This is a genomic window from Ralstonia sp. 25C, assembly GCF_051904805.1.
Taxonomy (GTDB): Bacteria; Pseudomonadota; Gammaproteobacteria; order Burkholderiales; family Burkholderiaceae; genus Ralstonia.
On the sequence record NZ_CP196737.1, the window covers coordinates 3617189 to 3639424 of the forward strand.

Here is a 22236-nt window from a genome sequence, read left to right on the forward strand (position 1 = left end):
AATACAGGGGTTCAATGCGCTGCCGCGCTTGCCATATGCGAGGTGAGCGCTGCCCGCAGCGGCTCCGGAATCGGTGTGCCGATGCGCTCGTCCAGACGCACGCAAATCGGCGAGAACATCGCGTCGAATATCGGCCCACCGTCGGGACGCCGCGCGAGGCAGCGGATGTCGAACGAGCGCGTGCGGATGGCTTCAATCGCACAAGTGATGTCGATCACGTCGTCGGGCCAGAGCGTGCCGATGAATTCGAATCGCATCGCCTTGCATGGAAGACCGACGCCATAGGCTTTGCCCAGGTGGCGCCCTCCAGCAATGTGGGCGGTGAAGAGTCCGACCGCGCCGAGCAGGTAATCCGTGAAGCGCCCGGTATAGACCACACCTGCCGGGTCGCAGTCGCCCCAGCGAACGGTGCGTCGGACGACGAAGGGGCGTTCGCTGAGCACGTATTCGGTCGCTTTCATCACGGCTTTTCCTCGGCCAGCTCTGGCACGCCGCCCGCGGACAGCTCCGCGATCAGCTCCGGAAACTGCTTCTTCAGGCGCTCCAGATTCACGCGACCCGTACGCGTCATGAAGCGGAAGACGAACTCATGTGGCGTTGGCAGCTCCATCCACTCTCGAATGCGCTCGTACCACATGTAGGACGCTTCGGAGGCGCTGATCAGCTTGGCCTTCTGTGGGCGGCGCTCGGCGTCGTACTGCTGCAATGCTGCCGGCACGTCGTCCGGATGCGCGACGATGGCATCGGCCAGCGCCATGGCGTCCTCCATGGCAATGCGGGTGCCTGAGCCGATCGAAAAATGCGCGCTGGTCAGCGCGTCGCCAATCAACACCTTGTTGCCGACGTGCCAGTTCTTGTTGATGATGACCGGAAACTGGCGCCACACCGAGTTGTTCGAGATGAGGCTGTAGCCACCAAGTTCGGGTGCAAACACGGTTTCGAATAGGGCCTTGCGCTCGTCGTCAGGCATGGTCTCCATGCCAAAGTCCAGCCATGTCTGGTGGTCGCACTCGGCCACGAACGTGCTCATCGTGTCTGAGTAGGGGTAGTAGTGCGCGACGAAGTACCCCCCCTTGCGCTTGCGGAACACCAGCGCTGGCGCTTCGAAGGGCTTCTCGACGCCATACCACGCGAAGTGATTCGTCAGCGAACGCCGTGTGGTGCCGAACTCGGTCTCTTGGGCGTTGCGCAGGCGGGAGTTGACGCCGTCGGCGCCGACAATCAGATCAGCATCAATGGCCGAAAAATCGTCGATGCGCTTGTTGAACGTGATGCGCACACCCAGCTCGCGTGCCCTGGCCTGCAGAATCGATAGCAAGCGGATGCGCGGGATGGCGCCTCCACCGGCCCCAGGCCGCTTCATCGTGATGGGGTGTTCGTGACAGACAACCGAGTGCTGGTGGTTGAAGCGCATGGCGTGCGCCAGCTGGTCAACCACGGTCGGTGAGACCGCGCGCAGGTTCGACAGACCGGTGTCTGCCAACACCACGCCAAAGCCGAATGTCGCATCTTCGGCGTTCTGTTCGAAGATGTCGATGTTGACATTGGCCATGCGCTCCTTCAGGAGGATGGAGAGGAACAGGCCCGACGGCCCGCCTCCGATGATGGCGACTCTCATGCAACATCTCCCGCCGTGATCACCAGGGCGTCCATATCGAACTGCTGGATCGTCCCGCAAAAGCCGCCGGTCAGCGCGCCATACCAGACCGCTGGCTTGAACCCCAGCGCCTTGCGCCCAAAGCGCAGATCGGGGTTGCCGTCGATGCGCAAATAGCCGTTGCCAAGCCGGGTGACGGTACAGCCATCGTTCTTGTTGGCCGCATCAGCCAGTGCTGCGAACTCCGGCACGTCGAGCACGTAGACCGACGCTTTGCCCGGTGCCATCGGCTGCGCTTCAAGGCGAGTTGCCTTGCGTTGCCATACGGGCTCGATGGACGTGAAGGCGGCACCTTGATCCCGTGCCCGTTCGAGTTCAATGGCAGATTCGATGGTGTGCGTTGCGTCCGCTTTGTCTGCGTCGCTGAACGGGCGTATCTGCCAGGTGATCTCAATCGGGTAGCCATTCGGGTCGTTGAAATAGATCGACTCGATGACCTCGTGGCGGATCTGGTACCGCACCGGAATACCAGCGGCTTCCACGCGCTGGCGCCAGGCGAGCAGTTCAGTCTCGTCCCGTACCTGCCACGCCGTGTGGGTGGCGCGATCCTGGTAGTGCTCGCGCACGGTCAACCAGTCGGGCCGCTCGGTGCCGATGTAATAGAAGAACGCGATCGTGCTGCCTAGGCCGCTGTCGAAGAAGAAGTGCAGGAAGTCGGCATGCCCATCCGGCCCCCAGCCCTTGGCGGAAATGGCGTGTACCAACGGCAGGCCAAGCTGGTCGCGGTAGAAGTGCACGGTTTCGGCGAGTTTCCAGGTCGGTCGCGCGGTGTGGTGCACGCCGTGCAGCTCGAGTGTTGAGGCTGCGACGGAGAGGGAGGTTTCGGTCATGTCAGTTTCCTTCAGGTGCTTGGGCAGCGACAGGGGCGGCGACTTCGGCGGCCAGCGTCTGGGTAATCCGGTCGCGCAGCAACACCTTGCTGAGCTTGCCGGAGGCTGTCAGGGGGAATTCGGCGATCACTTCCAGGCGCTCCGGCCACTTGAACTTGGCCAGACCGGCTTCTGCCAGAAACGCGGTCAGCGTCGGCAGCGTCAGTTGAGTGCCGCCAGCTTTCGGAATCACGAAAGCGCAGACCCGCTCGCCGTACACCTTGTCAGGCATGCCGACCACCGCACAGGCGAGCACCTGGGGGTGTTGATTGATGACGTTCTCCAGCTCCTCGGCATTGATCTTTTCTCCGCCGCGATCCACCACATCCTTGATGCGGCCGCAGAAGAAGTAGTAGCGCTTGCCTTGCACAATGCGCGAACGCATCAGGTCGCCGGAGCGGTAGAAGCCGTCCGGCGTAAAACGTTGAGCGTCTTCTTTCTCTGACTTGTAATAACCCCGGATGGTGTACGGCCCGCGAAACAGGGCCTCGCCGATCTCACCGTCGGCGACCAGGTCTTCTGTACCCGGGTGCACGATCTTGACTTCGTCGTACGCGGACACTGGTCTCCCTATCGAACTCTCACGGATTTCTTGAGGGTCCTCGGGCTGCGTGAACATGATGGTGCCCTCAGTCATGCCGAAGATGTGCAGTGCGGGCGAGCCCGTCAGGCGCTCAAGGTTCGCGCCATTCTTCGGTGCAATGAAGTTGCGGCGCGCCTTGGCGTTCGCATCAGCCTTGGCCAGTTCCGGTGCGATCCGCATCAGGATTGGCCCAGCCACACCAAACCAGGTCGGCGCGTAGTCGCGTACTAGACCTTGCAGGTTGGCCTCGCTCAGGTCAGGCGACACCGTCACCGTTGCGCCGGTCAGCAGAAGCGGGCCAAAGAAACAACCCATGTTCAGGTTGTGCATGTACGGAGTGGGGAAGAACAGCACGTCGTCCACCGTGTACCTGTTCCATGCGGCCACGGCACGCATGTTGTAGAGGTACTCGTTCTGAAAGCGCGGGATGATCTTTGGCACGCCCGTGGTGCCGCCCGAGAGCTGGAAGACCGCAACCTGGAAGGGCTCGTGCCGAACCGCATCCAGATGCTTGCGTGCCGCGTCGAGCGGCATGTCACGGATCAAATCGGCCAGCAGCACGGCGCGACCTCGGCGTTCGCCGCGCGCCTGCAGGACAAATTCGAGACTGCTGACCTCGGCTTGCATCGACTCGGCGAACTCGACATCGTCGAACTTGGGATCGTCACCCTGTACGACATGCAGGCGTGCGCCACACAAGTTGCCGAGATAGCCGATCTCCAGTTTGCGGAACGCTTGGAGCGAGCACAGGGGAATGATGCCGGCCTTCAGGCAGGCGAAGAACGTCAGCAGCAGCTCGTTGCTGTTGCCGCATTGGAAGATCGCACTGTCCAGCGGACGCATGCCGAGCGCCAGCAGCGCGGCGCCGAGCCGGTCGGTGGCTTCGTCCAGAGCAGCGTACGTATAACTGCCTTCGGGGCCAACCAGCGCGGTTCGGTCAGCGTGGGTGCGGAACGCCGCGCGAAACGCGCCGGCAAGCGTTTCATCGGTCAAGACACCCTCGGCAACATAGCGCCGCAGACGGTCTTCATCGGGATAGCGCACTCCCTCAAGCAGTCGGGAAGGGCGCACAGAATCTGTTTGCTGCATGTGTCTACCTGTCGTGATGGTGTGGCGCGGGGGCTGACTTGCGAGGAGCGGCGCCCGCCGTCGCTGGAGTCAGCACATCGTCTCGCGCAGCCACTCGACGATATGGCGCCCTGCAACACGCTGGCCGGGCTCCTCGTCACGGCTCAATGCCATGCCGTGGTGGTTGCCGCGCACGCGGATGTGACGCTTGTCAGCGCTTGCAATCTGGTCGTAGATCGTGCGGATGTCCGTGGGGAACGTGCACTGGTCGCCGGTGTATTCAATCAACAGCGTCGGTTGGCAGATGCTGGACAGCGTTTTGTCCAGCGACGCGTTGGATGACAGCCCTGACCATGTGGACAGCCACGATTCGGGGGTCACCACCCGGCCGAAGCCGACGCTACCCCAGTTCGAAACAAACGGGTCCTTGCCCCACAGCGATCCCGTCTTGCGGTCGGACGGGTCGAGACTGGTGTCCCAGGAACGCAGGTCTGCATCTGTGCGCCACACGTTGAAGATGGGGGCGTGTGCGGCCACCCTGCGGTCCAGTTCGGTGGCCGTGCCGGCCTTCACGCGCTGCCGCGCTTCGTGTTTGCGCTGCAGTAGGGAGCGTGCATGGGCGTCGATACGGGAGACTCGATGCTCCTGGGCAGCTCGGTAGCGCGTGACGAATTCTGGAGCGTAACGTCCGCAGCCGCGTTCGGCATCGAAGCCGTTCGCGCTTGAGAACGGGTCGAGCGAAGCGTCGCTCTGCATCGGATCGCTTTCGTCCATGACCGAGGGGTCAATACCACTCATCAACAACTTGCCTTGACCAGGGTGCGGTGAAACCATGATCAACCCGTTGACGATTGGCATGTGAACTTCACCCAGGTTGGTGGGGCGTCCTGCCGGGGTTCTGGCAATCCGCATTTCGCGCGGCGTCAGTGCTTGCTGGTTGTAGAGCGTGTAGAGGCCGGCGCCGCCAGAGTTGCCGAGCAGCACGATGCGCTCGTAGCCAAGATCCCGCAGGTGCGACATGCCTGCCGCCACATCGAGCAGCGCGATTTCATGCTCAAGGCGCAGGTCGTTGCCAATGGACCGTGGCCCCTGCACCCAGCACGCGCAGCCAGCATCCAGCACAGACGGGACGAGGTAGTGCGTGATAGCCATCTCACGTGGGTGCATGATCGACACGACGGTCTTTTCCTGCCCAGTTACGGTGAACAGAAAACCGAGTGTGCGCTGACCGTCTGCCGTGCCAAGCGCATACGGCACCATTTGATAGGGGCGTGCCATGAGTCGGCCATCCCAGGACGCGCCACGCATCCCGGCGGTGACCGCTGCTTTATCTGCGTCTGCCACGGTGTCTCCTTGGAATTAAATGTCAGGGTGTCAATAATCTAGGTCATATTTGAGATGGTGTCAAAATAAGAGAAAGAGGGTATACCACTAAGAATGTATGGCCGGTATGGATTGGATACCACGTCGGCTCTATGTGCCTGCTTCCGTGTTCTCGTGTGTCCGCGTCGTTCCCTGACCCCAGTGAGGATCGTTGGTCTTCATCTGGGTTGCGGGGGGGGCTTTGGGCCTGTGAACGTCAAACTCATTCGATGCCGCTCACATCCTGCCAAAGGGAGGGGGCGGGAGCTAGGTATTCGACCTCACCGGTGAATTCGTCGCGTTGATACGCATTCCCCGGGGTGGGTGCTCGATCCGTACATGGCCCGTACATGGCCCGTACATGGCCCGTAGTAGGCATCGGGAAGTTTGCGTGCGCTTACCTGAAAAACATTCTGGAAGTTGGCCTGCCCAGAGGGATTCGAACCCCCGACCGTCGGCTTAGAAGGCCGAAAGACTGAAGATTGACTGACATGGATCAACATCCGCGAGGGTACTGTAAACCCTTATAAACAGTGGATTTGCGTGTTTCTTGCGAAGATTTTTTATTGACCGAGATGGATGGATTCCCCTAGGATTTGCCTACATGGTGCCTACACGGGGAATCGGTGGAAAAGCAGAACTTCACAGCGGCCAGGGTCGGGAGTTTCGAATGCGAACCAGGAAAGTCGCAGACCATTTTTTGGGATGCCAAGACACCGGGGTTCGGCCTTCGCGTAACCGCCGCAGGCGCGCGTGCTTATGTGTTTGAGTCACGCTTGTACGGCAAGACGATCAGGCTGACGATCGGAGATGCTCGGGCATGGGACCTTGGGCGTGCACGTACCGAAGCCAGTCGCTTGAAAACGTTGGTCGACGACGGAAAAGATCCGCGCGAAGTTAGGGTTGAGCAGCGCGTTGCTCATGAGGCTAGGCAATTGGCGCAGCGCAAGCAAGACGCTTCACTGGCGGAGGCTTGGCTGGAGTATTTGGCAGCGAGTCGGGGTAAATGGGGGGAGCGCCACTATCGGGATCACCTGAACTTGTCTCAGCTGGGTGGGGAAGCAAAGCGACGTGGAGCGGGTAAAACGAAAGCGGGGCCCCTTGCACCGCTGATGGCACTTAAGCTATCCGAGCTCACTGCGGCAAAGGTTGCAGATTGGCTCGCATCGGAGGCAAAGGAACGTCCCACTAACACTGAACAGGCGTATCGGAAGCTACGTGCGTTTATTCGCTGGTGTGATGATCGCGCTGAGTACTCGGGCGTTGTTCCGACGAGTGCTTATGGCTCCAAGTCCGTTCGAGAAGCTGTGCCGCGTACGAAACCCAAGAGCGACTGCCTCCAGCGTGAACAGTTGCCGTCATGGTTTGCCGCCGTTCGCAGCATCGTCAATCCGGTGATCGCGACTTACCTGCAAGGGCTATTGATTACGGGAGCTCGCCGCGAGGAATTGGCAGCTCTACGCTGGGAAGATGTGGACTTTCGCTGGCGTAGCCTGACGATGAACGACAAGGTCGAGGGAACCGGCGGGCGAACCATACCGCTGACGCCATATTTGGCAACGCTATTGATGGGCCTGAAGCAACTGAACGAGACGCCCCCCAACAAGCGCCAAGCCGTTCGTCTTGCGGGGAAGGGTGAGGAATGGGCGCCGTCACCGTGGGTCTTCGCGAGCAAGACGTCCGCCGATGGCAGGCTTGCGGAACCGCGGATCGCACACAACAAGGCGCTTGCGGAAGCTGAATTGCCGCACATTACGTTGCATGGCCTTCGCCGTTCGTTTGGCACGTTGGCCGAATGGGTGGAGGTGCCGGTCGGCGTCGTCGCTCAAGTCCAAGGGCACAAGCCATCGGCGATCGCGGAGAAACATTACCGCCGCCGTCCTCTGGATCTGCTCCGCTTGTGGCACGATCGGATAGAGGCATGGTTGCTGGAGCAGGGTGGTATCTCATTTGAGACTTCGTCTGCCGCCTGACCATCAACGGGCACGCGATAGAATCCGCTAACAAGATCGGCGTCGCGTCGCAGGGGAACGGAGTCATGTCAGAAGCAAGAGCGCTTCCAGAGCGCATCGCTGCCGCAAGGCAGCTTTATGCTGTATTGAAAGAATGCCTTGACCGTCCAACCTGGACGCCGGCAGAGGGCGCCCTGATTGTGTCTGGCCTGCGCCCGCCGTCGGGTTGCAAGGAGCTTCCTCGTACGGCGCGTGGCCTCGATGATCGGCCGTATGAGGGGGATGTCGTTGATCGAATGATCAAGGCTGGTGACATCATGAGGACATGGGAGTGGCACTGCGAAGGCTGTGTGGAGAAGGGTAGCACCGCGCCGACCCGGCTTGAACCTTGTGATTTCATTCAGTGGTGCGTGGATTCTGATATCGACACGGAATGGATGCGTTTGATGTTTGATGTCATTAGCGGCGGCGAAGCGCAAACAGATCAGCCGGATCTGATTCCACTCGCGGTTGTCGAATATGCGGCTCACGTGGCGGATGCGCTCAACACAATCCACGCTATCGCAGGGCACGTGTCCAGCGGTTCAGCGGTAAGTCCTCCGACACCGAAGCCGGTGGGACACGCTGCGCCACGTGTTCCGATGCCGGTCCCTACAAATAGGGACCACGTATCTACGGAAGAGTTGGCCGCCATCCTAGCGATTGATCCGCAATCGATCCGCAAGCGTCACTCTCTGGATGGCGCCTATCTCGGTATCAGACCGACAAAGCTCCCAAATCGCCGACTGCTGTGGCCGGTGGCAGACGTCAAAAAACTCTTGAGCGGCGGCGGTGCCTAACCAGGCACCAAATAGATGCGTTGCTCGTAACTACCTAGCCGGCCATGATGAGCACAGCGATTGTGGAATTCTTACGTGCGAAGCACGGGGTAGAACCACTGTCTTACGAGTTCATTTTTTCCCCGGCATTTTCGAGGGCGCGCAATGACTCGATCTTGAGACGTGGATCCCGCCGGACGGTGCTGTCGGTACTGCTGTATGAGCTGATGGAGGATGAGCATCGGTCTCAACTATTTGCCGGCAAGTTCGATCTCGGAAGTTCACTCGCCGTGCCAGGGGAGGCGCAAACCTATGATGAACTGCTTGGCGAGATAGAGTCCGAAGATCAATCTGCGAAGGATTACCAGCAAGACGGCATTGATGCTTTTAAGACGATCAAGGCTGGCATTCTGAAGATGACCGGTCAGAAAACTGAGGTCTTCGCCAAGGTGGATAAGCTGGTGACGCTCAAGGTCATCAAGCTGCTCTATCGGCTCATGCGCGACAGAGAAAAGCAGTCAATTTTTGGATTGTTGGCTGCGCCAGAGGGGTCTCGAAAGGTTGGGATGGAATACCGCGAGGCATATCCGAACAGCAAAAATGAAGCGTCCACATGGCTTGTCGCCGATCTAAGGGCATACCTTGGAGTCGAATTGAGTGCGAGCCGGAGGGCGGAGATCGATATCACCGCTGACTCCTTGCTGAAGGCTGTTCAATCAGTGGAGGACAACGTCAAGCGTGTAATCGCCCTTTCTTTGGGCAATGTTCACCAGCGTGCATTGTCCTTATATGCCACGATGGTCGACGATCTTGCATCGTTCCAACATCGTCGGCCGGAGTCGCGCGCATGTCGGCTTGACGAAGCGCTCTACATCCACATCAGTAGTCTCGAATTCAGGCATTTCGCCGAGATCTATCCTCTCATCTTGGGCCTGGGTGGAAGCGAGCTTAACGTGGTACCGGTGGATGCCGAAATGCGACATTTACTCTCGACGATGGAAGGTGACAGTGCTGTTGAATTCGTGGAAGGCCGCATTCCGCTTCGGCTTGCCAACCCCCTTGCGAATCGATATGCCACCGAGCTCCGAGAAATCATCGGCCGCGCCATCGATTCTGAGATCAAGCCAAAGGACTTCGACGAAACCGCAAAGTATGCCGACCGACTGCTGGCGCGCGTGAATATGTTCGAGCACGGACAGGTGCCTAGCGAGGCGCATCTCACCTTGACGTTCCGGCAGTGGGTCGCGGCCTTTTGCGCTGTCTATGTCGAGATGCACGTCCAGCCCCAGCGGACGAATCACAAGCCGTACTGGTTTGGTCAGAAGAACCAGGGTGGAAGCCTTCTAGCGTCGCTATTGAAGCCACACAAGGATGCAGAGCTCCTTGAAGAGCACACTCAGATCTGGAGCGTTCGACTGGAGTGGTTTCAGGCGGCGATGAGTAACTATCTGAGCCTATTCGAGCAAAGGATGGCGCTTCGCTGTGTTCTGTTGGCGAAAGTCGGCAGCCTAGCGGCCTTGCAAGATACCGCCGTAATCGCGCAGGAACTCGCACGCTTTCTGGGCTTGGCAAAGGCAAGTTGCTTGCGCGCGGTACAGGCAGGAGTAGGGGGCTAACCTCGTCGGATCTCGGCCATGTCACGACGGCAGCATCAGTGGCAGCGCTTCGGCGCTGCCATTTTTTTATCTAGCGTGTCCGAAGTGGCTGGCAAGGAGGGATCGATTCACGTTGGCCGGATCGTAGGACGATATTCTCGGGCGGATTGAAACGGGTTTCAACGCGATCCACACGGATATCACAACGATGTGCGGTCAAACTCGCCACACATTACGAGCCTCAAAAGGCTCGGCGACATCAGCCATATCGGCTCGCTAAGCCGTCCTTAAAAAAAGTCCCCTGTATCAGAAGGCTTCGTCCGGGCACTGTCTCGGCGTGGCAAGTCGATGTCATTCCGGCTTCGGCGGATCGCCATGAACACCACTAGCAATCCACATGGAAATCATCCCTCAAATGCTGCCGGGCCCATGGCGTCACTTCACGGCAGTCCGCTTCCCCCACGATGTCGCTTCGGGAGATACGAAATGAGTATCGTTATCGACGGCAGCATGTCTCTGGACGAGCAGATTGCGAGCATTGATGCGCTGGGTACGAGTGCACAACAGCAAAAGCGCGAACATTTCAAACAACTGTATGTCGTCATCGAGCGGGCACTCGGGCGCGGTACGCCAGCAAAAAGACTGATCGCACATCTGTGCAGCATCGGGCTGCAGTTGTCGGTCAATACGTTCAACAAGATGCTTGAGCAGGAGCGCAAGAATCGTGGGGCAGAAGGTAGCGGCTTCCGATGCAAGGAGTGTGGATCGATTTGCGGTGGGCCACAGACTGTCACTGCTGTGCAGGGCGACCATGCAGATGAGCGTATCGGGTCCGGTCAGTCGGGCGGGACCGACGCACCTTCCCAGCAAGAAGACCCGGGCGGCGAGCCGATCGCGTAATTAGCGCGTTGTCGCCAGCGATTGCACACCATGGGATGACTCGGCGTGAGGAGCCTGGTCGTTTGGCTAGGTTTGCGTCGCTGGCCACCTCCTCAGTTCATTCTTTCGATCCAATGCAAATGAAACAACATCACATAGTGCCGCTGCGCATGCGTCCACAGGAGGCGGCTCTGATGCCGATCCTCACGCTGTATCCCACACTCAGCTTTCCTGGCTCGGTGCTCGGGACCATCAACGAAGTAATACACCACACGCAAGCGCCAGTAGCCATGGTTGCCTTGTCCGCGCTCGGGGTCATGTCGGCTTCTCTACAAGGTATCCTTGATGTCTGTCTGCCAATCGGCAAGGTGTGTCCGGTCTCCATCAATGCACTCGTGATCGCTGAGTCGGGGGAGAGAAAGTCCGCGGTGGACAATCTCCTTTCGGCAGCCATCCACGAATTTGACTTGATTGGGGAGCAGGCATATACCGCTGCGCTTGCCGACTACAAGATCAAGGCGCGGACTTGGACAGCGATTGAAACCGGATACCACCACAGGATCCGCAAACTTATCGCGCAGGGAGAGGAGGTCGACGTCGTTCAGGCTCAACTTGAGGCGCATGCACTGACCAAACCCGTAAAGCCGCGCCGGCGCAGGATTCTGCGCGGCAACATCACGTCCAAGTCGATGATGGAAGCCCTTGATGGCGGCGGCGAGTCCATTGCATTCATGGCGGCCGAGGGGGGCATTCTCACGAAGGGCGGAGCGCTCTCGCAGGTCGAGATGCTCAACGATTGCTGGAGTGGGGTGCAATCATTGTCTGTCGATCGTGCTAATGGCGAACATCTGGTCGTGCGTAATCCGCGCGTGACCATCTCTTTCATGGTGCAAGAGGCCGTGCTGCAAGCATACGAAGCGCGGCACGGCCGCATCACGCGCGGCTCGGGCCACTGGGCGCGATATCTCGTGGCACAGCCCGAATCCACACAAGGCCATCGGTTTCTCTACAGCACCGATCAAGTCTGGCGGGAGCTGCCCAAGTTTCACGAGCGGGGGCGCAGGTTGCTTGATGAGCAAAAACGCCGTGTCGAGATGGGGAACACGCAGCGCACGACGCTGCACTGCAGTCCGGACGCGAAAGGTTTCTGGCGTGATGGAGCAAACTGGGTCGAGGGGCAACTGGGCGAGACAGCCTACCTTTCGGATATCCGGGATTTCTCGTCCAAGATGATGGAGATCGTTGCACGTGTCGCGGCACTGTTGCACTGCTATGGGCTGGACGTCGAACAAGTGGTGGCTGGTGACGTGGGCGAAATCTCGATCGAGACGATGAGGGCAGCGATGTCACTCGTGGAGTGGCATATGCATGAATTCAAACGGATCTTCGCACCGCAGTCACTCATTGATCAGGTACAGGCCGATGCGCAGGAGCTTGAGCGCAGACTGCACCGCGATGTGTGGTGCAAAGGCTTTTTCTCGGTGCGCAAGAACGTAATGTTGCAATATGGACCGCTGCGGCAGAAGAGGCGTCTGGATGCAGCCATCGAGATCTTAGTTTCGATGAGGCGTATCGAAATCAGTGAAGGTATCGGGCGCACGAAGTACATCACGCTTAATCCGAACTACTTTGCGTCGCTTGGGCAGATCTGAGTTCCGGGTCGCTCAATTGTGCTGAAGGCGGCTGCCAAGCGCGTCTTGGCGTCACTGCACGGTGTCAAAGCCGTGCACTGCTATTCAGCACGTTGCCTCCTAATTATGGGCGTTTGAGCGGTCATGTCACCCCAAGGAACACTGTCAGTCCGTCGGGACGGTTCTGAGCAGCGCGAACCGGGCAACTTCACTTTTTTGCTGCAGTGGGGCGCCCTAGGTAAGTCTGGCAGTCGAGGAAGCCTCGGGGATTGGAACCTCGGTAGCGGACGCAGGAGTGTGCGGCGGAGGCTGGCGGTTACGCCGTCGCGGCGGCCGGTAGGGTTATTGGTACCTCAAACTGGGTGCTATTTTGCTATCAATAGCGGAATAGCAGTGCCCAACCTCCGCTAGGGCATCCCCTCAAAGCTGAAAGCAGCCACGGTTGCGGCTTGCTTGCCGGAGAGCAGCTTTTTGTCACGGGCCGGCATACCGAAATGGCTGAGGTTGATTTCCCGTCGCGAGACGGGAGTGGGAAGCAAGTTCGGAGATGGCCGGGCAGGGTGCATCATCGGGTCTCAGCGTTCCCTTGCCGTCTGCGCATATCTGCTGCGCCTCTCTGGCTATGGTCTTGCAATGGCTCTGAAGTCCCATAGGCGGGCGAGGAGCAAAACATCCATCACCCCCTCCAGATTTACCGGTCAGACACCACTGTGCCGTGAGTCTGATGCCACTGGCTGACGCCTGTTTTTCCCCTGTTTAGTCGAGATGTCGCCCAACGGCGTTGAGTGCAATGAGTGCTGATGCGCGGTGATTGACTGTTGACGTGTGTCCATCCGCTCTCGGTTTGCTACGTACATTGTCTTATCTTCGTTTGACATCGTTTGGATACGCGTTGGGCCGAGATGACGCTCTGCTACACGATCAATGCCTTGCTCCCTCAGTGAGCGGTGATCAACCCTGGTGGCGTGCCCGGCTTTTGCGAGTGCCGCGTTCTGCAGTTCCGCACAAGTCTTACGCGTTTTGATGACTTCATCCCTGAGCACTATCCTGTTCTTGCCTCCACTGTCCTTCTTGCATCCACCCCGTTCCGGTTGCTTAGCGTTGTACCGGCTGAACGTCTGCTCCGGCGATCGCTCGATGCCATCTCGCATGCGATCGGAGAACATTACGTGAAGGTGCGCGTTGATTTTCCCTTCGAGTGCTGAGCGGGGTGCGTGCACTGCAAACTGGTGCGGCTTGTCCCCGACCATCGCTGGGATCAACTCGCGAATCAGTTCCATTTGTTGCTCGAGCGTTAGTTCAGACGGGAGCGCAATTTCGTGTTCCCGATAGACGGCGCCGTTGGCACGTTCGTGCTTGTCACCGGCTTTCCAGAACAGAGCTGGGTTGTCTTCTGCCCATGTCGGCATGTTGCCGTGCCCTGTGCAAACTAGATCCTTACGCTGGCTGTGTTTGCCTTGTCGGGTGATGTAGGCAGCGTGATTCGCGGCTGTACCTTTCTTACCGCTCTTGATGCAATGATGGAAGCTCGCCATGGTGTTACTACCCTTTCTTGAATATGAATAAAAGAGCCAGAGGACCTCTCTAGCCGCTTGCGGGTAGGGTATTCAGAGTGGTTTTGATGCAAATAATAGAGAAAGGTTAAGTGCGCGTCCCTATATCCTCCGTCGTGCTCCTTGCTCATCGATGCATTTCTACCACTTTCCGGAATTACTACTCTGCATAACATATACGGGAAAGTAAAATATAAATGGTGTTGAAATCTATAGCGTCCGCATGCGATTTATTATTCGCTATCCCATAACGCATAGACAGCTGGTGTTCGCAAGGAGTTATCAGTCCCGCGGCGGTGCTGCTGTCGATGGGGGGGGCACGAAGCCGGTGCGCTCGCTTGATGGAGGTGGATGATTTGATAATCAATATCATTCTGCCGCTCGTACGCGTTAATGGTCTGTGCGAGCGGAGACGCCCTCCGTCCGAGTAGAATGGTTTTTGATCTCAGTGACGGCAGGAGAATCGATGGGTATCAAGATGGCAGTGGCGTGGGACGCCGACGGTAACGAATGGCAGGCCGACGATTATGTGAAAGGTAAGGGACGTGAGCCGTTGCGATGCAAGCACTGCGCGACGAGTGTCACGTACCAAAGCGCTTACAGCTGCGAGCGCCACAACAAGTCGATCAAGGTGCCAGCGTATTTCCGGCTGCTGCAAAACGGTGAGCATGCAGACAACTGTCCGCATGCGGTCGAGCAAAATGTGAAGAAGCTGGTTACGCAGTCTGACGGATTGATCGAGAGCCTGCGCAATGGGAAATACCGATTGCGGCTGATGATGGTGGCGGATGCGCTCAAGTTGCCTCAGATGCCAACGCCAGTACAAAACGGTAGTGGCAAGAATCCGAGCGGAACGGTTTATCAACGCAAGTCAGGCAGTTTGCCGGCGTACATCAATTCGGCGAAGAAGGTCCTGCTGTTGCGCGCTGCCTGTGATGATGACGGCAGCATCTCTCAGTATCTGGAGTTGGTGTTCGAAGGCAATACCGTGGTGCCGTGGTCGTCGTTCTATTTCGAAACGGAGCGATACATGGAGGCCTTTCGGGCGGTGTCGTTACAGACGGTCAAGCATCCCATTGCTCTGCACGGTGTCGTCAAATCAAAGCGAAGTCCTGTCATTGACGGCCGGCTGACGAACGTCCTCAACCTCCACGTTCCGAAATACAGTGCCGATGCAGCCGATGAGACTCATGGACTCAGCGTCGAGGCCAGCATCTGGGCGGATCAGGCCGAGTGGTTCGACGAGATTGAAGAGGAAGCCGAAATCGTTGTCCTGGGTGTGTGGAAGGTGAAGTCTGGCAAACGCGCGCCAGCACGCGAAGCCGGGAAGTACCGCTTTTCCGACTTCACGACGCATAAGTTGAATCTCACGCTTTCTTTGAAGGCACAGATCGCCCGGGTGCCGCGGACTGTCGAGTGATGGGCGCAGGCTGATTTTTCCATAGGTGCACTAGGGTCGCAAAAGGTCTACGGTTGTAGTTAAAGCAATGTCGTCAAGATTTCGCGAAATAGATGGCCGGGTATTTGAGACGGTCGGGCTACTCAATCTAGGAACACTGACTCCTTAGTCGCATTGAGCGGCCTCTGGGATCAAGGCTAGCACCGACCGACGTATTTAATGGGGGAGTGAGCATGTATCTAAAACGTATCCGAGCGCGTAACTTCCGTGCATTTGGCGACGGTACTACTGCGCCCGAGCTAGACTGGGAGCTGAACCCGGGCCTGAACATCTTGGTGGGCGAGAATGATGCTGGGAAGACCGGAATCGTCAACGCAATCCGCCAAGTTTTGCTCACTACGAGCTACGAGAGTGTTCGGCTCTATGAGCAAGACTTCAATATTCACGGTTCGATCAGGGCCCAGAGCCTGTTCATTGAGGCTACGCTGAGTGGCCTGTCCAAGGAGCAGGAAGGCGCCGTTCTCGAATGGCTCACTCTTGAGGAGGGTGATACCTGCTCGCTCATCGTCCACCTCCACGCCAAATTTTTTCCCGCACAGGCCACGAAGCGTGCCCGTGTCAACATCATCGTGCGTTCGGGAAAGGACGGATCCGGCCCCGAGATTGGCTATGCGGTCCGAGAGCTTATCCGGGCAACCTACCTGCGCCCACTTCGCGATGCTGAAGCTGAGTTGAGGCCAGGGCGTCAGTCTCGCCTCTCGCAAATCCTCGCTGCTCATAACGACATTGCCGGGCAGGAAGTCAACGATTTCTCAAAAATTGCTCCCACAACGGTACCCGAGAACTTGGTCGGGCTGATGGCCTTCGCTCAGCACCATCTTGGCGAGCACAAGGTCATCAAGGGTGTGCAGGACGATATCAATAAGAATTACCTTGGTGAATTCTCGTTCACGGGCGACCAGTTGGAATCGAGGATTCGAATCGCGCCGGATTTGTCTCTGACGCCCATCCTTGAAAAGTTTGAGTTGTCGCTTTTGCCAAGTGGCTCGATCGATCCCGACGAACGCTGCGTTCGAGGCCTGGGCTACAACAACGCGCTTTTTATGGCCACCGAGCTGGTCCTGCTTCGGGATGGCGACGAACTCGCGCTGTTATTGGTTGAAGAACCAGAGGCGCATTTGCATCCGCAGCTTCAGGACAGGGTCATGGACCTCCTCAAGCAGCATTCCAGGGAACTAGCAGACGGAGAGCGGCGCGTTCAGGTTGTGATGACAACACACAGCCCATCACTGGTTTCGAGCGCCGATATCGAGACGATGACAATGGTGCACAGGGGGCAGACGTATCCTCTGTCGTCTGGATACACCAAGCTGCAGAAGACCGATTATTCCTTCTTGCGACGTTTCATCGATGCTACCAAAGCCAACTTGTTCTTCGCTCGAGGCGTGATGATGGTCGAGGGGCCGGCCGAAGCTATCCTGCTGCCGACGCTCGCGGACGCTTGCGGCCGGTCATTTTCAAAACACGGCGTCTCCATCGTCAATGTCGGGCATACCGGCCTCTACCACTACGCGCGCATCTTGCAACGTCAGAATCCGAATCCCGAGTACCCGGTCCCGGTCGTCTGCCTTACAGACCGCGACATCGTTCCGGACATCGCGAACACCTACGTTGAAAAGCCAAAGAAGGGAAAGCGATTTGAGGCCGATTACGATGCGCAAGGCATTGCCGACCTCGTTCAACGCAAGAAGAATCGCGCTCAGGGAGGCAAGACCATCGTCTGCGTTTCGGACCGCTGGACGCTGGAATACGATCTCGCGCTCAGCGGTTGTGCTGAGGTGATGTACATCGCCATCTCCCTTGCAGAAATGGCAGAGAGCAAGGGCGAAAAGCTGAGCGATGAAGATGAGAAGCTTGCCAAGACTGCAGCACAAGCATCGTGGAAGACTCTTCAATCAGCAAAGCACACGACTGAGAAACTAGCTTCCATCATCTATCAGCCTCTGTACGAAAAGAAGGCGTCGAAGGCCATCGCCGCGCAGTACGTAGCCGAGTTGCTCGCGTCTGGCGACTATGGCAAGGGCGATACTCTCTTTAAGAAGCTGCCTCAGTACCTGCAGGACGCGCTTGATCATCTGACTACGCCGCCACCCGCGCCAGTCGCAGCTACTCATGTGCCGCTCTCGGGCGCCCCTGGCGCACCGACCACCCCCGGAGGTCCTGTGGGAACTGAGGCAGACGCAGGAGCAACTGCATGACATCAGTTTTCCTCGAATCAAATGACCTGCGGCATCTGGCACAGCTTGTTCCCGACCTATGTTTCGACGACGCAGAGCGACAAGCCGCTCTGCTTGAGAACGGTTCCAAGGATTTTAATGCGGTCCCGGGCAGCGGAAAGACTTCTCTGCTTGCTGCCAAGCTTCTGTTGCTTGCCAAAAAGTGGCCTCATACCTACAAAGGCATTTGCATCTTGAGCCATACGAATGTTGCGCGCGAAGAAATCACGCGTCGGCTCGCCGAGTCGGCGGATGGCTCCAGGCTTTTAGTCTACCCGCACTTCATCGGGACTATTCATGGGTTTGTCAATCAGTTTTTGGCATTGGCTGCACTGCGCCATCAGGGACTCAAGGTCGATGTGATTGACGACAGTGCCTTTGCTAAGCGAGCGTGGTCACTGGCAATGAGCAGTCGATACCCTGTGCTACGCGCTTGGCTAGGGAACCAGCCAAACGCGGAGGATCTAATCACTACACTGTTCTTCAAGAGCGCGACGCTGGACGTTGTATCCGAAGGCGGCATGCTGCCCGGCGCAGACACCCGCAGTTATAGCCAGATGGTCGCATTGAAGAGCCTGCTAGCAAATGAAGGGGTCTTTCGACACCGAGACATGTTCGCGTACGCGGAACTTTCCCTAGCCAGGCATCCGCATCTCTTCGACGTTGTTCACCGACGTTTCCCCATGGTCTTCATTGATGAGATGCAAGATACATCCTGGGAGCAGGAAGATATCCTGAATAGGCTCTTCGATAATCGGGCAGTCGTTCAACGCTTCGGTGACATCGATCAGAAAATCATTTCTGGAGACCCGGACGCGTCGAGAGCAACATTTCCTCGGCCAGACCATGGCACCATCAGTACTAGCAAACGCTTCGGTGAACGTATCGCAGCGGCTGTAGCTAGCGTTCGCGTTAGCCAGCTACCTGTTGTAGGGGAGGCAGACGACCCGTGTAGCCCGGTTCTGTTGCTCTACAAGACGACCAACATCAATCGCGTGGCTTACCGATTCGGCGAACTCGTTGTCGAGCGCTTCGATCAGAGCGCGTTGGCGAATTGCCTTGTCCGAGCGATGTGCGCTCGTAGAAGTGGAGAAGGAAAGGTGGAGCCCGGCCGCCACATGGGCGACTACTGGCCTGCTTTCGACCGAGCGCACCAGTCGTCGTCTAAGGACGAGCTGCAGGTTCTTCTCCAGGGCCAGCCCGGTGCGCGCCAGCAGCCCACGTTGGCTGAACGCGCCAACGATGTTCGTCGAGGAATACTGCTCGCTCTGCGAGCCACAAAAGCCTCAGTGGCGGATGGGCTGCGCGACGGGCGCACTCTACTCCGTGAGGTGAGGGAGCAGCATGGCGATACGGTGCGCCTGCAGGAACTCATTCGCGAGTTGACGTTGAGCCCTCCATCATTCATCTCCCCCGAGGCGAAAGCTGAGCTTGCAACAAAGATGTATGCATATTTGGCGCCTCTTCTTCCGCAGAACATGACGTCGGACGCGTTCGCTAATCTCGATCTCTTCAGCAAACCCCCGATAGAAGAGCCAGCAGACGGTGAGTCGCCGACGGTTTGCGCCATAGAGTATTTTGGTCGTGAACTGGAGTACCGCTTGGGAACCGTCGCCAGCATGAAAGGGGAAACACACATCGCTTCGCTAGTACTGGAGTCATACGGCGGTACAAGCCGCCGCTTCGACATGCAGCTCGCGCTCCCATTCATCGCAGGCATCGGCAAGAAGTTCGACAAACTCACCGCCACACAGAAAGCGCAGATGCGGAACCTTTATGTGGCGATGTCGAGACCAACGCAGTTCCTGTGTATAGCGGCCAACGAGTCTCGGGTGGATCCTAAAACGCTCGAGGCGTTGGCGGCCACGGGTTGGGATATCGACTACGTGCATTAAGGAATGTCGACACTTGCCGTCGTGATCGAGTCAAGCGTTGATGTGTCGGTGATTCAGGATTGTGTGGCTGGTGTCTTAGACCGGCATCACGTGTAGCGCCAAGTTTCTGTCGCTAGGGACTGGACATTGCCGGCAAGGCACACCACTAGTCTTCTCTACAAAGGCCCGCTCAGGGCTGACGAAGACCACGCAGTTAGGTCTTGTCTCTGCGTCGCCCAGGCTATTCGAGAAGGCGCCATTTGAACAATCCAAGGGTGTGCCGTGTGGTAACGCGCCTGGATGTTTGGCACGGCCGACGACACCCGGCGCGGAGCCATATTGGCGGCAAGAATATTTTGCCTGATGACGGCCGAGGCTACGATGAACCAAAAAATTTTCAAGATTTAAATTGCCGGCAAGAATTGGATTCCGGATAGTTGTGGAATTTTTCGAAAAATGACCCGGCTACTCAGGGTAGATCTCGTTTTCGGATTCCAAACTTATGTCGCGGTTGCGGAGGATGATCCTTCGCGCCTTTCCAAACATCGGCGACACCGTCTGATACATCGAGCATCTCATTGAAGTAGTTGTATGCATGCCGGGAATCTCCATTTTTGGACGGTACTAACTTCGGTGCAGGGCTAGCTTTTGGCAGGACTTCAGTTGGTTAGATGTTCCTGACTTCAACGGTCGAGGTACCGTGGTCATGCGCGGTGTAACGAAATTCGACGGGCTGCACTTCCTCGAGTTGCCATGGCTGCCTCCCTGGGGATCGGCGGCTACTGAAGGAAGCCAGCGTTGTCGCGGCGCGGAATTCAGACCGAGCCCGCGTGATCCGGTGCTGTTCTTGCCATATCTCATTGTCGGCTGAGCACCATCAAATGAACGTTTCGCTTTTCACATCAGAGGAACTCCATGACCTCTCCATTTCCGAACTTGACGGACACAGTGCTGGTGTCCAAAGCTGCGCTTGATGCCGCGGTCAGTCAGTTGCCAGATATCGCCCAGATGGCCGCAAACGCGCAAGCGACTGCCGATGCGGCGATGCCGAAATCCATGATCGGAACGGCGCCAGGCGACGTCGTCGCATTGGACGCGCAAGCCAGGCTTCCAGCGGTGGATGGCAGCCAATTGACCAGCGTCGTCGCACACTCGACATTGCCGGCGCTCATCGTCGAACTCGGCCACAGCATGCAAGCGAGCGACGGCCGTGGGGTCGATAGAGGCAGTTGGTATCAGGTCAATCTCGGTATCGGCACCAACGCTTTGAGTGGCTTTCAGCTTTCGGTCAACGATGATGGAAGCGCCAACCTGGCCGCCGGCACCTACCTGGTGTGCTGTGGCGCGAAAATCATCGCCGACAGTGCTGACACGTATCAGTTGCCGGCCCAGATGACGGTCGCAACCGGTCAGGCTTGCGATTACCCGGGCGTTTATCAGTACGCCGTGCAGCGTCTCCCAGACTTGCCCCTCTCAAGCACCAACACGGCGGGTGTGCTTGGCTACATCTCGTTTAGCGGCGTGGCGCGATGGGGTGTCGATCCAGTATGGCTTGGCTTCTCAAAGATTCTGGGCTCGTCCAATCAAGTCCCTCTGCGCTTGCAGGGCTATCTCTCCTTTGTGAAGATGGGCTGAGCGCGAGCGCCACCGGGATAGAGGGCTGCGTTGTAGCGCTCCGGCAAACGCAGTTGTCAATGAGCGGCCCCGCACCTTGTGGGGCCGTTCATTTGCAGCGCGAACAGATTAATGAGAATTAACCGTATTCCGCTATGATTCGATCTCCAAAACACTATCGAGGGATCTGACATGGCGACATACAAGGAACTGCTGGCACAAAAGGCAAAGCTCGAAGAGCAACTTGAAAGCGCCCGCGTCAAAGAGCTTGAAACGGTGATTCAGCAGGCCCGCCAGATCGTAGAAGAGTATGGTCTGACCGCAGAAGACATTGGCTTCTCAACCAAGCGCAGCGGCGCAGGCAAGAAGAAGACTGTTGCGCCGAAGTACCGTGATCCGAAGACTGGTGCCACATGGACGGGGCGCGGCCGCGCGCCCGCATGGATTGGCAAAAACCGCGACAAGTTTCTGATCGGCTAGTCATCTCGGATTTGCTATGCTTGCGCAGCGTATTGCACGCTGCAGTACGCTGAACCTGAATAGCCTGTTCATCCAACACCAATTTTTCTATGGCAACCAAAGCTAAGACCGCAGCAAAGAAGGCTGCCCCGAAGAAAGCCGCACCGGCAAAGAAGGCAACTGCCGCTGCAGTGTCCGTCAAGCCGTTGAAGGACACCTTCACCAAGTCCAGCCTCGTGAGCCATCTGGCGGAACAAGCCCAAGTTGAGGCCAAGGCGGTGAAGGCGGTGCTGCTCCATCTGGAGAACACCATCGTGGGAGCGCTGCACAAGAAGGGCGCCGGTGAATTCACACTGCCCGGCCTCTTCAAGGTGATGTCCGTGAAGGTTCCGGCGACCAAGCGACGCTTTGGAAAGAATCCCTTCACTGGGCAGGAGCAGTGGTTTGAAGCCAAGCCGGCGACGGTGCGCGTCAAGGTGCGGGCCTTGAAGAAGGTCAAGGACGCCGCCCTGAATGGGGGTAAAGCATGAGAAACCAAAGGGAGCCGTGGCTCCCTTTTTTTATGCCGATTATCGAGCGAGGCATCGTTGCCACGCAACGGAACGTGCGCCTGCATGGACTCCGCAATGGGGCCGAGATGGCGCTCG

The 22236-nt window shown here is 57.9% G+C and carries 17 protein-coding genes; 11 read left to right on the forward strand and 6 right to left on the reverse strand.

Annotation, left to right across the window (positions count from 1 at the left end; translation table 11 throughout):
* Positions 1-11: 11 nt before the first annotated feature.
* From ACS7SF_RS16940 to ACS7SF_RS16960, 5 genes are all read right to left on the reverse strand, one after another.
* Complete coding sequence (locus ACS7SF_RS16940) at positions 12-461, reverse strand: acyl-CoA thioesterase (protein WP_439890827.1); 450 nt, start codon at positions 459-461, stop codon at positions 12-14.
* On the reverse strand, positions 461-1618 hold the full coding sequence (locus ACS7SF_RS16945; protein WP_439890828.1) for an FAD-dependent monooxygenase: 1158 nt from the start codon (positions 1616-1618) through the stop codon (positions 461-463). The genes ACS7SF_RS16940 and ACS7SF_RS16945 overlap by 1 nt, the downstream gene beginning before the upstream one ends.
* On the reverse strand, positions 1615-2487 hold the full coding sequence (locus tag ACS7SF_RS16950; protein ID WP_439890829.1) for a VOC family protein: 873 nt from the start codon (positions 2485-2487) through the stop codon (positions 1615-1617). Before ACS7SF_RS16950 ends, ACS7SF_RS16945 begins: the two co-directional genes overlap by 4 nt.
* Before the next feature lies 1 nt (position 2488).
* Positions 2489-4198: an AMP-binding protein gene (locus tag ACS7SF_RS16955; RefSeq protein WP_439890830.1), complete on the reverse strand. Its 1710-nt coding sequence runs from the start codon at positions 4196-4198 to the stop codon at positions 2489-2491.
* A 69-nt stretch (positions 4199-4267) separates the two neighbouring features.
* Positions 4268-5455 carry an alpha/beta hydrolase gene (locus tag ACS7SF_RS16960; protein WP_439892787.1) on the reverse strand — a complete coding sequence of 396 codons (1188 nt, stop codon included), beginning with the start codon at positions 5453-5455 and terminating at the stop codon, positions 4268-4270.
* Between the two features lie 710 nt (positions 5456-6165).
* Here ACS7SF_RS16960 and ACS7SF_RS16965 point away from each other — a divergent pair.
* The 5 genes from ACS7SF_RS16965 to ACS7SF_RS16985 all read left to right on the forward strand — a co-directional run bounded on the left by ACS7SF_RS16965 (position 6166) and on the right by ACS7SF_RS16985 (position 12435).
* On the forward strand, positions 6166-7512 hold the full coding sequence (locus tag ACS7SF_RS16965; protein ID WP_439890831.1) for a tyrosine-type recombinase/integrase: 1347 nt from the start codon (positions 6166-6168) through the stop codon (positions 7510-7512).
* Between the two features lie 65 nt (positions 7513-7577).
* On the forward strand, positions 7578-8330 hold the full coding sequence (locus ACS7SF_RS16970; RefSeq protein WP_439890832.1) for a hypothetical protein: 753 nt from the start codon (positions 7578-7580) through the stop codon (positions 8328-8330).
* Between the two features lie 44 nt (positions 8331-8374).
* The gene (locus tag ACS7SF_RS16975; protein ID WP_439890833.1) at positions 8375-9925 is read left to right on the forward strand and encodes a hypothetical protein; all 1551 of its coding nucleotides are present in this window, start codon (positions 8375-8377) and stop codon (positions 9923-9925) included.
* Positions 9926-10390: 465 nt separating this feature from the next.
* On the forward strand, positions 10391-10804 hold the full coding sequence (locus ACS7SF_RS16980; protein WP_439890834.1) for a hypothetical protein: 414 nt from the start codon (positions 10391-10393) through the stop codon (positions 10802-10804).
* Between the two features lie 173 nt (positions 10805-10977).
* Complete coding sequence (locus ACS7SF_RS16985; RefSeq protein WP_439890835.1) at positions 10978-12435, forward strand: YfjI family protein; 1458 nt, start codon at positions 10978-10980, stop codon at positions 12433-12435.
* 677 nt (positions 12436-13112) lie between these two features.
* Here the strand turns inward: ACS7SF_RS16985 and ACS7SF_RS16990 are convergent.
* Positions 13113-13949 carry a MobA/MobL family protein gene (locus tag ACS7SF_RS16990; RefSeq protein WP_439890836.1) on the reverse strand — a complete coding sequence of 279 codons (837 nt, stop codon included), beginning with the start codon at positions 13947-13949 and terminating at the stop codon, positions 13113-13115.
* 484 nt (positions 13950-14433) lie between these two features.
* Between ACS7SF_RS16990 and ACS7SF_RS16995 the strand changes: the two genes are divergently transcribed.
* From ACS7SF_RS16995 to ACS7SF_RS17020, 6 genes are all read left to right on the forward strand, one after another.
* Complete coding sequence (locus ACS7SF_RS16995; RefSeq protein ID WP_439890837.1) at positions 14434-15387, forward strand: hypothetical protein; 954 nt, start codon at positions 14434-14436, stop codon at positions 15385-15387.
* A 212-nt stretch (positions 15388-15599) separates the two neighbouring features.
* A complete protein-coding gene (locus ACS7SF_RS17000) occupies positions 15600-17624 on the forward strand; it encodes an ATP-dependent nuclease (protein WP_439890838.1) in 2025 nt (674 codons plus the stop codon).
* Entirely contained in the window at positions 17621-19537 is a 1917-nt protein-coding gene (locus tag ACS7SF_RS17005) for a UvrD-helicase domain-containing protein (RefSeq protein ID WP_439890839.1), read from the forward strand. Before ACS7SF_RS17000 ends, ACS7SF_RS17005 begins: the two co-directional genes overlap by 4 nt.
* Before the next feature lie 894 nt (positions 19538-20431).
* Positions 20432-21151: a hypothetical protein gene (locus ACS7SF_RS17010; RefSeq protein ID WP_439890840.1), complete on the forward strand. Its 720-nt coding sequence runs from the start codon at positions 20432-20434 to the stop codon at positions 21149-21151.
* Positions 21152-21322: 171 nt separating this feature from the next.
* The gene (locus ACS7SF_RS17015; protein ID WP_439890841.1) at positions 21323-21610 is read left to right on the forward strand and encodes an H-NS histone family protein; all 288 of its coding nucleotides are present in this window, start codon (positions 21323-21325) and stop codon (positions 21608-21610) included.
* Between the two features lie 89 nt (positions 21611-21699).
* Complete coding sequence (locus ACS7SF_RS17020; RefSeq protein WP_439890842.1) at positions 21700-22119, forward strand: HU family DNA-binding protein; 420 nt, start codon at positions 21700-21702, stop codon at positions 22117-22119.
* Positions 22120-22236: the final 117 nt, after the last annotated feature.